Source organism: Nonomuraea antimicrobica, assembly GCF_039536965.1.
In the GTDB taxonomy this organism is placed as follows: domain Bacteria; phylum Actinomycetota; class Actinomycetes; order Streptosporangiales; family Streptosporangiaceae; genus Nonomuraea; species Nonomuraea antimicrobica.
The window spans coordinates 26,980-40,140 of the sequence record NZ_BAAAZP010000140.1 but is presented as its reverse complement, the minus strand read 5'-3'; the positions used below and the strand labels follow the sequence as shown (position 1 = coordinate 40,140).

Below are 13,161 nucleotides of genomic sequence, written 5' to 3'. Positions count from 1 at the left end.
TGCTACCGTTCTACTATCACGAGAAAGGTGGAGGGCGATGGATGCGGAACCGGCGGCGGTCGCCGCGAGGGTGGTCGAGCTGTTAAGGGACGGGCGGTTCGCGGACGTCGAGCGGATGCTGGCGCCGCCGCTGCGCGCGGTGGCGTCCGCAAAGACGCTGCGCGCCGGATGGGAGGGAGGGCTCTCTGAGACGGGCCCGGTCTCCGCGGTCGGCGCACCGGTCTGCGAGACGCCCGCGGGCGGGCTGGTCCGGGTGGGCGTGCCGGTGACCGGCGAGCGGGGCGGGCTGACGGTGGTCATGTCGGTCGACGCGACGGGCCTGCTGCACGGGCTGCGGCTCGCCCACGGGCCCGACGCCGAATGGACGCCGCCCCCGTACGCCCCGCCCGGCACGTTCGACGAGGAGGAGGTCGTCGTGGGCTCCGGGCCACTGGCCGTCCCGGGGACGTTGAGCCTGCCGCGCGGGCCCGGCGCGGGCCCGGGGGTGGTGCTGCTCAGCGGGGGCGGGCCGTTCGACCGGGACGCCACCTTCGGCCCGAACAAGCCGCTCAAGGATCTGGCCTGGGGGCTGGCCTGCGGGGGTGTGGCGGTGCTGCGCTTCGACAAGGTGACGTACGCCCACGCCGAGCAGGTGGCCGCCCGGGGCGATCTCACCATGAGCGCGGAGTACGTGCCGCACGCCGTCGCCGCCGTACGCCTCCTCCAGGGCCATCCGGCCGTGGACGCCCGGCGGGTGTACGTCGCCGGGCACAGCATGGGCGGCAAGGTCGCGCCCATGGTCGCCGCCGCCGAGCCGTCCGTGGCCGGGCTGGCGCTGCTGGCGGGTGACGCCGAGCCGATGCACCGGGCCGCCGTACGCGTCGTGCGCCATCTGGCCTCGATCGGCGCGCTCCCCGCCGACGCCGTCGAGACGATACGGCGGCAGGCCGCCCTGATCGACGGCCCCGGCCTGTCGGCCGACACGCCCGCCGCCGAACTGCCGTTCGGGTACCCGGCGGCGTACTGGCTGGAACTGCGCGACTACGACTCCGTGGCCGCCGCCGCGGCGCTGGGCAAGCCGATGCTCATCCTCCAGGGAGCACGCGACTACCAGGTCACCGTGGCCGACGACCTGGCCCTGTGGCGCAAGGGCCTGGCCGGCCGCCCCGGCGTCACCATCCGCGTGTACGACGCCGACGACCACCTGTTCTTCCCCGGCTCAGGACCGTCCACCCCCTCCGGCTACCAGGCGCCGCAACACGTCGACCCGGCCGTGGTCGGCGACCTCACCGACTGGCTGACGTCGCCCCGCGGGGAGGCTCAGAGGGCCGGGGAGCGGGGCTGACGTAGCGGTGCAGCAGGGCGGGCTCGCCGGCCGCGTTCAGCCAGGTGGCGCGGGTGCTGCCGATCCTGCGCCAGCCGGAGCGTTCGTAGAACCTGATGGCGTCGGTCCCCTCGGACGAGACCTCCAGCCTGAGCGGGGCTCCGGCCGCCGCGCGAACGGTGTCCAGCAGCCGGGCGGCCACACCGCGCCCCCGGGCGGCGGGGACGACGAAGAGGCGGGTGACCTCCATGTCACGGGTCAGCGCCACATGACCGAGCACGGCCACCGCACTGCCCACCACCTCATCCGGACCCTGGCCGGTGGCCTCGCCCGTGGACCAGGCCCGCGCCGGGCCCGTCACCTCGGGCGTCGGCTCGACCGCGACCCATGCCCCGACCAGGTCGTCGGGGGTCAGCCAGCCGCCGGGGTCGTCCGGCCAGTGCACGGGGTAACGGTCGACGGCCTGGACCTGCGCGAGGGCCTCGACACAGGCGTCGAGGTCCATTTGCGCCCTGTCGCGAATGTGCACGCCGGCAAGCCTATGCGCCCGCCCCGAGCGCCTGGCCGACGGCCCGGGGCGACCGACAAAAGCGGATCAGGGGGATGCTCGTCACCATCGAGAGCCGAGCGCTCGCTTGAAACCGGGGAAATGGGCGCGGGCCGCGGCGGCTCCGCGTCGCACCGCCAACGGGTGTGAATCATGCGTGCGAAGCGAAGAACACCGCGACCCGCAGCTTCGTCGGGGTCGTCACCATCAACCCCAGCCGCCTCCCCAGGGGCCGCCCCACCACCGCCTGCGCCGGCGACAGCGGCCGCGACGCCAGCGTCGACGTCCGCAGCCCCCACTTTCCTGGAAACCAAGCGCTCCGTTCATGGGTTCCCCCCATCAATAGCGCCGTCGATTCAGACATTAACGCATAAATCCACTCGAAATAGGACATATCCGTAGATATCGATAGTTTTTGACGGTGAATTCACTACGTAAAACCCGCCGGACGCGGGATGCCCGCAGCGGCGCCGGGATTCGGGCGCAGCGGCATGGAGATTCGGGCGTGCCGCCGCCCTGCGCGCCTCGCCGGGGACACGCCGCCGGGTCGCGTTCATGGCCGTGGGCAGGCGTCGCGGCCACGGGGGTCCGGTTTCCTGCGGTCGGTTGCGCGGGAGTCCGGTTTCCTGCGGTCGGTTGGGCGGCCGTCCGGTTTCCCGGGCTCAGCGTTCCGCGAGGTTCTTGACCCAGGTGCTCACGCCGCCCAGCAGGGTGTCCAGTTCCCTGCGCAGTTCGGCGTTCTCCTGGCGTAGTGCGGTGTTCTCCTGGCGGAGCCGGAGCAGTTCTCGCCCTTCGGCCCCGGGCTGGCCGGTCGGAGTCTGGTGGGTGGCGGGGGGTTGGTGGTCGTGGGGGCGGAAGGCGTCCTCCCAGGGCCCCAGCTCCTCGTGGCCGATGGCGCGCACGTGTACGGTCGCCGGAACGCCGGGACGGGCCGTCTCGGCGCGCTCCCCCACGGGAGGCCAGACCCGCGCGGGCTCGGGGGCCCGGACGGCAGCGGCCGAGGCGACAGCAGCCGGGGCGACAGCGACCGGGGCGGCGAGGGCCGGGGCCGGTGCGGGCTCGGGGCGTTCCGGTTCGGCGGCCGCCTGGGTTCTGGGCAGGGCCAGTGTCACCAGGGCCGCCAGCAGGGCGACGCCGCATCCGATCAACAGGGCCGTACGGAAGCCGGACTCCGACGGGAGCGCGTGCCCGCCCACCGTCACCGTCATCTGGGACAGCACGACACCGATCACCGCGGCCGACATGGAGGTGCCGATGGAGCGCATCAGCGTGTTGAAGCTGTTGGCGGAGGCGGTCACGGTACGCGGCACGGCGCCCATGATCAGCGCGGGCATGGCGCCGTACGCGAGGCCGACGCCGACGTTCGCGACGCAGGTGGCGATCGCCAGGCCCCAGGCCCAGTCCATCAGGCCCAGTGAGGCCCCGTAGCCCAGCGCGATGATCAGCGCGCCCAGGAACAGGCTCGTCCTGGGCCCGCGGGCGGCCGACAGCCGGGCGCCGACGGAGGAGACGGCCATCATCGTCAGCCCGGCCGGGGCCAGCCACAGCCCGGCGGCCAGCATCGACTGGCCCAGCCCGTACCCGGTGGCCTCGGGCAGTTGCAGGAGCTGGATGACGACCAGCGACTGGGCGTACATGGAGAAGCCGACGAGGATCGAGGCCAGGTTGGTGAAGAGCACCTGGGGCCGGGCGGTGGTGCGCAGGTCGACCAGCGGGTCGCGGACGCGCAGCTCGTACAGGGCCCACAGCAGCGCGATGACCACGGCGGCGCCGAGCAGTCCCAGGGTGGTGCCGCTCCCCCAGCCCCACTCGCCGCCCTTGGACACGCCCAGCAGCAGGCAGACCAGCGCCACGCCCAGGCCGATCGCGCCGATGACGTCCAGACGGCCACGGGCCGCGGCGGGCGTGGCGGGCACCAGCAGCCAGATCAGCAGGCCGACGAGCAGGCTGAGGGCGGCCGAGCCCCAGAAGAGCACCCGCCAGTCCGCGTGTTCGGCGACGGCGGCCGAGAGCGGCAGCCCGAGCGCGCCGCCGATCCCCAGGGACGAGCTCATCAGGGCGATCGCCGGTCCGACCCGGCCGGGGGGCAGCAGGTCGCGCAGCGCGCTCACACCGAGGGGGATCATGCCCACGCCCAGCCCCTGCAGGCCGCGTCCGACGATCATCGGGAGCAGCGAACCGGCCAGCGCGCACACGACCGAGCCCGCGACCAGCGGGACGGCGCAGGCGAGCATCATGCGGCGCTTGCCGTAGAGGTCGCCGAGCTTGCCGACGACCGGCGTGGCGACCGCGCCCACCAGCAGCGTCACGGTGATCACCCACGAGGTGTCGGCGGCGTCGGCGTCGAGCAGCCGGGGCAGCTCGCCGACCAGCGGCACGACGAGGGTCTGCATGAGTGCGGCGACGATGCCGGCCACGGCCAGCACACCGGCGATCCCGCGGCCGGAGCCCTCACGGGGCGCGGAATGCACCATTTATCCCCCAATTTTATTAAAAGTCCGAATGCACCATACTCCCGTTGTGCTTCATGCACAACATGTGCATCATGCACACTCGCGGCCGGGATGAGGGGACCCGCACGAGGCGTCTGCTCCGCGTGCTCGGTCAGGCGCGGCCCGGAGCGGCTGCTGTCGGAGTGGGCTCGCCGTCCCGGCCGACGTACTCGTCCAGCCAGGCGACGATGTGCTCGACGTAGCTGTCCACGGAGGACAGGGGCTCGCCGCCGAGGATGAAGACCGCGCCCAGGAGGTTGATGCCGAACAACCGGTCCCAGACGCGGGCCCGCCGGTAGGTGTCCGCGTCCACGGCAGCCCGTAGGTTGTGCCAGCCGTGCCAGCCCATCATGGCGGCGTCGACCGCCGGGTCGAACAGGTGGGCCCGGTCCCAGTCGAGCACGCCGATGAGTTCGCCGTCCTCGCCCCAGTGCACGTTGTCGGCGACGAGGTCGCCGTGGACGAGCACGTCGGGCACCGTCTCCAGGGCCATCGCCGCCTCCAGCCGCCGTTCGGCCTCGGGCCGCCACTCGTCCGGCAGCCGGGGCAGGACGTCGTCGGCCAGCACGCGAGCCCAGTGCCCGTCGTGGGCACGGGGGGTGGGCAGCAGGGCGCGCAGCTCAGGAGTGACGGGCAGCTCGCGGAGGGCGGCGAGCAGACCGGCGATCCGGTCGGGGTCGCCCTCGCCCTCGGGCAGCCCCGCGCCGTCGATCCAGGAGACGGCCACGGCCGTACGCTCCCCGAACGTCGTCACGGGCGTCAGCGGCTCGGGCACCGCGAACGGCGGACCGGCCGCGCCGACCGCCCGCAGGATCTCGATCCGCCCGGGCATGGCCCGCGCTCCGGACGGTCGCCGCGCCACCCGTACGGCCGCCACGCCCGGAAGCAGCACGACATCGTGAATCCCGCCGTGAGCCAGCCGCGCCCGGTCCAGCGACGCGCCGGGCACGAGCGCGTCGGCGATCTCCAGCAGCTCCGCGGGAACGCCGTCGGGCGCGCCCGTGGGGACTTCGGCGGGCACGAGGGTGGACTCGCGGTCGTTCATGCGGAGGTGACTCCAGGTCGCGGGAGAAAGGGCGGAGATCGTGAGGGTATCCGGTCCGCGGAGCACCCGATGCCTCAGGCCGCCCTGCCGTCGAGCCGACCGGGGCGACGGGCGAACGGCGGAAGGTCAAAGGCTCCATCACGAGGCGCGTGTCAGCCACCGTGCTCCGGCAGCGGCAGCCGCAGCGCGAACGTGGCGCCGCGCGGCGCGTCCTCCATGGTGAGCGTGCCGTGGTGGGCATGGGCGATCGCCCGGGAGATGGCCAGGCCCAGCCCGCTCCCGCCGGGGTCGCGATCGCGCGCCTCGTCCAGCCGGACGAACGCCTCGAACACCCGCTCGCGGTCCTGCGGCGCGACGCCCTTCCCGTCGTCCGCCACGGTGACCACGGCCTGGCCGTCCGAGTGCCGTACGGTGACCTCGACGCGGGTGCGGGCGTGCCGCTGGGCGTTGACCAGCAGGTTCGTCAGCACCTCCGCGAGCTGGACCCGGTTGCCCATGACCTGGAGGTCGTCCTCGACCCGGGCCCGGATCATCGGCTCGGCCCCGCGGCACGCCACCTCGTCGCGTACGAGCGCGCTCAGGTCCACCCGCTCCCGGCACTCCGGGGTGGCGGTGCGCACCTGGGCGAGCATGAGCATCGCGTCGATGATCGTCTGGAAGCGTTCCGCGCTGGCCAGCGCGTCCTGGACGGTGGCGCGGAGATCGACGTCGGGGTACGCAAGCGCCTCCTCCAGCCGGGTGAGCAGGCCGGTCAGCGGCGTACGCAGCTCGTGCGAGACCATCGAGGCATAGTGGCGCTGCTGCTCGACCGCCTCCTCCAGGCGTGACAGGGTGTCGTTGGCGGTGTGGGCCAGCAGCGCGATCGAGTCCCGGCCGGGCGGGGCCCGCACCCGCAGGCCCAGGTCGGTGAGCGTGATCTCGGCGATCCTCGTCCGCATCTCCTCCACCGGGCGCAGCGTCCGCCGGATGAGGAACGTGGCCGTGCCGCTCACCAGGGCGGTGGCGGCGAGCACTCCGGCGGCCAGGCCCAGCTCCAGCCGCCCCGTGCCCAGGACGGCGGGCTCGGTCCGGCCCGAGTACACCACGTGGGAGGCGCCGCCCCACAGCAGCTCCTCCTCCTCGGGCGACGGCCTGGTGGCGGTGAACAGCACGCACTCGCCCACGCTGCACGACCTCCCGTGCTGGATCCGGTTGTCGGACGAGGGCCACAGCGTGCTGATGGGCGGACGGCCGGCGGCGGCGGGGTTGGCCGCGACCACGTTCCCCATGGCGTCGACGAGCTGGAGGAAGTCGACCTCCGACGTGGTCGCGGTCGTCGGCATCGCTGTCCCCATGGCGCCGATCCACTCGATCGCCGCCTTCTCCGTACTCCGGTAGGTCTCTTGCCTGACTCTGTCGCGGACCAGCACGTCCACGACGACTGCGACCGCCGTCAGAACGATCAGCGACAGGATCGCGGTAGCCAGCGTGAGGCGCCCATGGACCGAGAGCCGGCGGGGATACAGAGGCATCATCACCTCCCCGACCGGTCACGCCAGTCGTCACACTTGCTTCAGTTCATATGCTTCCAACCACGGGTTCACGAGGAACCCATGAGCCCGCAAGGAATCCATTGCGGTGCGATGACCGAGGTCACGCAGAAATTCCTAGTTTTCCTATTGCATTTGTAGGGAATTCTGCGGAAGATCTGAGCTGTGAAGAGCAGCGAACTTCTGGTCGCTCGGCTCCACGTCGATCTCAGACGGCAGGCGAGCGCGCTGTGTGCCGGGCGGTGACCTGACCGGTCCCGCCCCCCGTGTCTCCCCTATTCACACTCCTCGACCTCAGGAGCGCTTCAGCATGCCCACGACCAGCATTCTGACCGTCAACCGCGTGGCCGGGCACATCGGCGCCGAGATCACCGGCATCGACCTCGCCCACCCGCTCGACCCCACGACCGTGGCGGAGATCCGCCAGGCCCTGCTCGTCCACAAGGTGGTCTTCTTCCGCGGCCAGACCCTCGACCACGGCGCCCAGATCGCCTTCGCCCGCCAGTTCGGCGAGCTGACCCACGCCCACCCGCACGAGGACGCCCCGCCGGAGGACCACCCGCAGATCCTCACCATCGACCCGCGCCGCTACGAGCAGCGCTACGGCGCCGACTACCGGCAGCTCCAGCGCAGGCGGCGCTACTCCTACAACTCCGGCTGGCACACCGACGTCACCGCGGCCGTCAACCCTCCGGCGGCCTCGATCCTGCGGGCCGAGACCGTGCCGGAGTTCGGCGGCGACACGACGTGGACCAACCTGGTCGCCGCGTACGAGGGGCTGTCGGCGCCGCTGCGGTCCTTCGTGGACGGCCTGCGCGCCGAGCACCGCTTCCTCGCCGGATACCAGCCCGGCCAGGACGACGACAAGCTCGTCAAGCGGGTCAACGACAACCTGCTGGTCTCCGTGCACCCCGTGGTGCGGGTGCACCCCGAGACCGGCGAGCGCGCGCTGTTCGTCAACCCCGGCTTCACCGACCGCGTCGTCGGGCTGTCCGCCCCAGAGAGCAGGCGCCTGCTCGACCTGCTGTACGAGCAGATCACCCGCCCCGAGTACACCGTCCGCTTCCGGTGGCAGCCCGGCAGCGTCGCCTTCTGGGACAACCGGGCCACCGCTCACCTGGCCCCGTCGGACCTCGACCACCTCGACGTCCAGCGGACCCTGCACCGGGTCACCCTGATCGGTGACCGCCCGGTCGGCCCCGACGGCTTCGTCTCCGAGATCGTGGCCGGCCGCGAGTTCAGGGCCGAGTCGCTCGTCGTCGCCTGACGAGCCCCGAGAACGTGCGGGCGGGACTGGGGGTGCCCGCCCGCACACCCTGCGAACGTCCCACCCGGGACAGAAGGGTCAAATGGAGGAGATGGCGTACTGGGCCGTTCCGTGGCCGAAGGACCAGTCGATCGACTCGTTCTCGGTCAGGAAGACGAACACGTTGCGCGGTTCGGTGCCGGCGTAGTCGAGGGCCAGCTCCGCGATGCGCCGGTAGAGCGCCTGCTTCTGCGCCGGGGTGCGGCCCCTGCGCAGGGTGATCGCGACGTACACGAGGTCGTCGTCACGGTCCACGCCGGGGAAGGTTCCGTACCTCAGGGTGCCGTGGGTGCCGTCGTGGGCGGTGAGGACCTGGAAGAGGTCGTCGGGCGGGATGCCGACGGTCTCGACCAGGGCGTCGTGCACGGCGCGGCCGAGCGCGGCGAGCCGGTCGGCGTCGGCCCTGAGGGCGTCGATGCGGACGAAGGGCATGTCAGTTCCTCTCGGACGTACGGGTCAGCAGGGCGAGTGCGCCCTCGACGGCCCTGGCGTAAGCCTCGGGGTCGCCGGCGGCGCGAGCCAGGACGTAGCCGCCCTGCACCATCGCGACCAGCGCGGCGGCGGTCGCGGCGGGGTCGAGCCGGGCGTCGAGCTCACCTGCGGCGCGGCCCTGGGCCAGCAGCCCGGCCAGCCGGCCGGTCAGCCAGGCGAACGTCTCCTCGACCGGCCGCCGCAGGCCGGGATCGGCCATCACGTCGGGGTCCTGGGTGAGGCGGCCGACCGGGCAGCCCTTCAGCGCGTCGCGTTCGCGCCGCAGGTAGGCGGCCACCCGCTCGGCCGCGCCGCCGGGACCGGTGAACGCGGCCTCCGCCCGGTCGCGCAGCTCCTCCGCGCTGCGGGTGATCGCGGCCAGCGCCAGATCGGGTTTGCCGTGGAAGTGGTGGTACATGCTGCCCTGCCCGGCGCCCGCGCGCCGCTGGATGGCCTTCGGGCTCGTGCCCACGTAGCCGCGTTCCCACAGCAGCTCGCGGGTGCTCTCGATGAGCCGCTCCCTCGCGTCCATTCTGGACATACTAGACATACTAGTAGGTACAGAATCGGGAGCCCGGCGCGGGTCACAGCTCGCCGCGGTACCACGCCTCGGCCTCGGCCGCGAGCGCGTCCAGGTCGGGGCGCGGCGGGCGGGCCCGTTCGGCCCAGCGGCGCAGCAGCCGGGCGAGCGGAGCCAGGTGCTCCGGCCGCGCCGACCCGTGCACCGCGAAGTACGCCACGATCGGCCCGGTGACGGGGTCGCCCGCGTCGCACCGGCCGCACACGGCGATCTCGCTCATGACCCGGACCCGCCGGCCCGCGGCGTTCGACCAGGTGTACGGCAGGCGCAGCACGGCGAGCACCTCACCGGTACGGCAGCGCGGACACGGCTCGATCATGCCCCGCCGATCGCGTCCGCGCCGAGCAGGGCCTTGACGTCGCCGTAGAAGGCCGCCTCCGGGGTGACCTGGAAGGGCACCAGGTCCACCAGCAGGCTCCTGGCGCCGCGCCGGTACAGGCGCAGGTGCACGGGCGCGCGTCCGGGGTGGGTGGTCAGGATGTGCTTGAACTCCCGCACCAGGCGCGCGTTCACCTGGCTCTCCCTGACCGAGATCACCACGGGCGGCTCGGCGTCGCCCCGCAGCACGTCGAGCACGGTGATCTCCTCGCCGTAGACGCTCATCGTCTCGTCGCGGACGTTGACCCGCCCCCGTACCGAGATCACCCGGTCCTCCGCCAGCGCCTCGCCGCACAGCGCGTACGTCTTGGGGAAGATCAGGCACTCCACCGAGGCGTCGTGGTCCTCCAGCGTGACGATCGCCCAGGGGCTGCCCTGCTTGGTGACCTTGCGTTGCAGGCCGGAGACGATGCCGCTGACGCGGGCCGGGCCGTCCTGCCGCCCGGAGGCCAGCAGTTCGGCGATCGTGGTGTCGCGGTGGGCGTCGAGGACGCGCTCCGCGCCGTCGAGCGGGTGGCCGGAGACGTACAGGCCGAGCATCTCGCGCTCGAAGGTCAGCAGGGTGGCCTTGTCCCACTCCCCCTCCGGGATCGTGATCGACGGCTCCGCGCCGTGGCCCGCCTCCCCGAACAACGAGTCCTGGCCGTACGCCTCGTTGCGCTTGACGTCGACGACCGCGTCCACGGCCGGCTCGTGCACCGTCACCAGGGCCTTGCGGTGGTGGCCCAGCCCGTCGAACGCGCCCGACTTGGCCAGCGACTCGATGACCCGCTTGTTGCAGACGACGGTCGGCACCTTGGCCAGGAAGTCGTGGAAGCTCGTGTAGGCGCCCCTGGCCTCCCGGGCGGCCACGATCGCCTCGACCACCCCGCCCCCGACATTGCGTACGGCGCCCAGGCCGAAGCGGATGTCGGAGCCGACGGCGGCGAAGTCCTTCTGGCTGGCGTTGACGTCGGGCGGCAGCACCTTGATGCCCAGCCGCCGGCAGTCGGACAGGTAGACGGCCATCTTGTCCTTGTCGTCCCGCACCGAGGTGAGCAGCGCCGCCAGGTATTCGCAGGGGTGGTTGGCCTTGAGGTAGGCCGTCCAGTACGAGACCAGGCCGTACCCGGCCGTGTGCGACTTGTTGAAGCCGTAGCCGCTGAAGGGCACGAGCACGTCCCAGACGGCCTTGATCGCCTCGCCGGAGAAGCCGCCCTCGCGCATGCCCGCCTCGAACCGGTCCCACTCGGCGTCCAGCACCTCCTTCTTCTTCTTGCCCATGGCCCGGCGCAGCATGTCGGCGGCGCCGAGCGAGTAGCCCGCCAGGTGCTGGGCGATGGCCATGACCTGCTCCTGGAAGACGACCAGGTGGTAGGTGTCGCCCAGGATGGGCTCCAGGACCGCGGCCAGCTCGGGGTGGATCGGCTCGACCGGCTGCTTGCCGGTCTTGCGCAGCGCGTAGTTGGTGTGGGCGTTCATCTCCATCGGGCCTGGCCGGTAGAGCGCGTTCACGGCCGCGATGTCGGTGAACGTGGTGGGCTGCATGAGCCGCAGCAGGGTGCGCATGCCGCCGCCGTCGAGCTGGAAGACGCCGAGCGTGTCGCCGCGCGCCAGCAGTTCGTACGTGGTGGCGTCGTCCAGCGGCACGTCGAGGATGTCGATCTCGACGCCCTTGTTGGCGCGGACGTTGGCGACGGCGTCGCCGATGACGGTCAGGTTGCGCAGCCCCAGGAAGTCCATCTTGAGCAGGCCCATGTCCTCGGCCTGGGTGAAGGGGAAACCGGTCACCACCGGGCCGTCGGCCTTGGGCCTGGCCAGCGGGATCACGTCGATCAGCGGCGCGCTGGACAGGATCACGCCGGCGGCGTGGATGCCGGTGCCCCGGGTCAGGCCCTCGATGCCGACCGCGGTGTCGATCACCCGTTTGACGTCGGGGTCCTGCTCGTACATGGCGCGCAGCTCGGCGGCCTCGCCGTGGCGCGGATGGCCGGGGTCGTGGATGGCCGACAGCGGGATCTCCTTGCCGCCGGCCGCCGCGGGGAACGCCTTGGTGATGCGGTCGCCGAGCGCGTACGGCAGGCCGAGCACCCGGCAGGAGTCCTTGACCGCGGCCTTGGCCTTGATCGTGCTGAACGTGACGATCTGGCAGACGCGGTCGTCGCCGTACTTGCGGGTGACGTAGTCGATCATCTCGTCGCGCCGCCGGTCGTCGAAGTCGAGGTCCACGTCGGGCATGGTGATGCGCTCGGGGTTGAGGAAGCGTTCGAAGATGAGCTTGTGCTCGATCGGGTCGAGCTGGGTGATGCCCGTGCAGTACGCGACGATCGAGCCGGTGGCCGAGCCGCGGCCGGGGCCGAGCCCGATGCCGCGCTCGCGGGCGTGGCGGCAGATGTCGGCGACGACCAGGAAGTAACCGGGGAAGCCCATGGCGTCGATGACCGACAGCTCGTAGTCGATGCGGTCGAGCACCTCGCGCGGCGGCGGGGCGCCGTAGCGGTGGCGGGCGCCGTCGAGGGTCTCCTTGCGCAGCCAGCTCGACTCGCTCTCCCCTTCCGGCACGGGGAAGCGCGGCGTCAGGTCGCGGTGGGCGAACACCTCGCCGTAGTCGCCGACGCGCTCGGCGATGAGCAGGGTGTTGTCGCAGGCGCCGGGCACCTCGGCGTCCCACAGGGCGCGCATCTCCCCGGCGGGCTTGACGTAGTAGCCGCTGCCGCTGAAGCGGAACCGGTCGGCGTCGGCCAGGCGCTTGCCGGTGCCCACGCACAGCAGCGCGTCGTGGGCCTGGGCCTGGCCCTCGGTGACGTAGTGGGAGTCGTTGGTGGCCAGCGGCGGCAGCCCGAGGTGCCGGCCCAGCCTGAGCAGGTCCTCGCGGACGCGGCGCTCGATGGCCAGGCCGTGGTCCATCAGCTCCAGGTAGTAGTTGCCGGGGCCGAACAGGTCGCGGTAGCGGGCGGCGGCCTCGACGGCGCGGTCGTACTGGCCGAGGCGGAGCCGGGTCTGCACCTCGCCGGAGGGGCAGCCGGTGGTGGCGATGATCCCCCGGCCGTGCTCGGCGAACAACTCATCGTCCATGCGCGGATATTTCTGGACGTGTCCCTCCAGCCAGGCCCGCGACTGCAGCCGGAACAGGTTCCGCAGCCCCTCGGCGTCGGCCGCCCACATGGTCATGTGCGTGTACAGCCCGCGTCCCGAGACGTCGCCGCCCTCGCCGGTGTCGTCGTTGGAGCGGCGCAGGGCCAGGTTGTCGCTGTAGAACACGGGCCGGCGGTGGTGGCGGGAGGCCGGGGCGACGTAGCTCTCGATGCCGATGATCGGCTTCACCCCGGCCTTGCGCGCCGTCTGGTAGAACTCGTACGCCCCGTGCACGTTGCCGTGGTCGCTCATCGCCACGGCCGGCATGCCCTGCCGCGACACCTCGTCCATGAGGCGGCCCACCTTGGCGGCGCCGTCGAGCATGCTGTACTCGGTGTGCACGTGCAGGTGCACGAAGGACCCCACCTGATCACTCCCCCTGGTTGTAGGCTCTGG

The 13,161-nt window shown here is 72.2% G+C and carries 12 protein-coding genes; 3 read left to right on the top strand and 9 right to left on the bottom strand.

The window, feature by feature from the left end; all coding sequences use genetic code 11:
• The first annotated feature begins 37 nt into the window (after nt 1-37).
• Entirely contained in the window at nt 38-1,324 is a 1,287-nt protein-coding gene (locus ABD844_RS35065) for an alpha/beta hydrolase family protein (RefSeq protein WP_344887532.1), read from the top strand.
• Here the strand turns inward: ABD844_RS35065 and ABD844_RS35060 are convergent.
• The 5 genes from ABD844_RS35060 to ABD844_RS35040 all read right to left on the bottom strand — a co-directional run bounded on the left by ABD844_RS35060 (nt 1,266) and on the right by ABD844_RS35040 (nt 6,898).
• The gene (locus ABD844_RS35060; RefSeq protein ID WP_344887529.1) at nt 1,266-1,832 is read right to left on the bottom strand and encodes a GNAT family N-acetyltransferase; all 567 of its coding nucleotides are present in this window, start codon (nt 1,830-1,832) and stop codon (nt 1,266-1,268) included. The genes ABD844_RS35065 and ABD844_RS35060 overlap by 59 nt on opposite strands.
• Before the next feature lie 169 nt (nt 1,833-2,001).
• Nucleotides 2,002-2,244 (bottom strand): hypothetical protein, encoded by a 243-nt coding sequence (locus tag ABD844_RS35055; protein ID WP_344887526.1) that lies wholly within the window; start codon nt 2,242-2,244, stop codon nt 2,002-2,004.
• Nucleotides 2,245-2,512: 268 nt separating this feature from the next.
• Entirely contained in the window at nt 2,513-4,324 is a 1,812-nt protein-coding gene (locus tag ABD844_RS35050) for an MFS transporter (RefSeq protein WP_344887523.1), read from the bottom strand.
• A 130-nt stretch (nt 4,325-4,454) separates the two neighbouring features.
• Complete coding sequence (locus ABD844_RS35045; RefSeq protein WP_344887518.1) at nt 4,455-5,387, bottom strand: aminoglycoside phosphotransferase family protein; 933 nt, start codon at nt 5,385-5,387, stop codon at nt 4,455-4,457.
• Nucleotides 5,388-5,539: 152 nt separating this feature from the next.
• Nucleotides 5,540-6,898 carry a sensor histidine kinase gene (locus tag ABD844_RS35040; protein WP_344887515.1) on the bottom strand — a complete coding sequence of 453 codons (1,359 nt, stop codon included), beginning with the start codon at nt 6,896-6,898 and terminating at the stop codon, nt 5,540-5,542.
• A 183-nt stretch (nt 6,899-7,081) separates the two neighbouring features.
• Between ABD844_RS35040 and ABD844_RS53380 the strand changes: the two genes are divergently transcribed.
• Entirely contained in the window at nt 7,082-7,162 is an 81-nt protein-coding gene (locus ABD844_RS53380) for a putative leader peptide (RefSeq protein ID WP_425568713.1), read from the top strand.
• A 64-nt stretch (nt 7,163-7,226) separates the two neighbouring features.
• Nucleotides 7,227-8,183 (top strand): TauD/TfdA dioxygenase family protein, encoded by a 957-nt coding sequence (locus ABD844_RS35035; protein ID WP_344887512.1) that lies wholly within the window; start codon nt 7,227-7,229, stop codon nt 8,181-8,183.
• Nucleotides 8,184-8,261: 78 nt separating this feature from the next.
• On the opposite strand, the gene ABD844_RS35030 is transcribed toward ABD844_RS35035, so the two are convergent.
• Genes ABD844_RS35030 through dnaE form a run of 4 tightly spaced genes read right to left on the bottom strand, consistent with a single transcriptional unit; the run spans nt 8,262 to nt 13,131 of the window.
• Nucleotides 8,262-8,654, bottom strand: a complete 393-nt coding sequence (locus ABD844_RS35030) for a tautomerase family protein (RefSeq protein ID WP_344887509.1) — start codon at nt 8,652-8,654, stop codon at nt 8,262-8,264.
• A gap of 1 nt (nt 8,655) precedes the next feature.
• A complete protein-coding gene (locus ABD844_RS35025) occupies nt 8,656-9,234 on the bottom strand; it encodes a TetR/AcrR family transcriptional regulator (protein WP_344887506.1) in 579 nt (192 codons plus the stop codon).
• A gap of 43 nt (nt 9,235-9,277) precedes the next feature.
• Nucleotides 9,278-9,592 (bottom strand): DUF6300 family protein, encoded by a 315-nt coding sequence (locus ABD844_RS35020; protein ID WP_344887503.1) that lies wholly within the window; start codon nt 9,590-9,592, stop codon nt 9,278-9,280.
• Complete coding sequence (gene dnaE / locus ABD844_RS35015; protein WP_344887500.1) at nt 9,589-13,131, bottom strand: DNA polymerase III subunit alpha; 3,543 nt, start codon at nt 13,129-13,131, stop codon at nt 9,589-9,591. Before dnaE ends, ABD844_RS35020 begins: the two co-directional genes overlap by 4 nt.
• Nucleotides 13,132-13,161 lie beyond the last annotated feature (30 nt).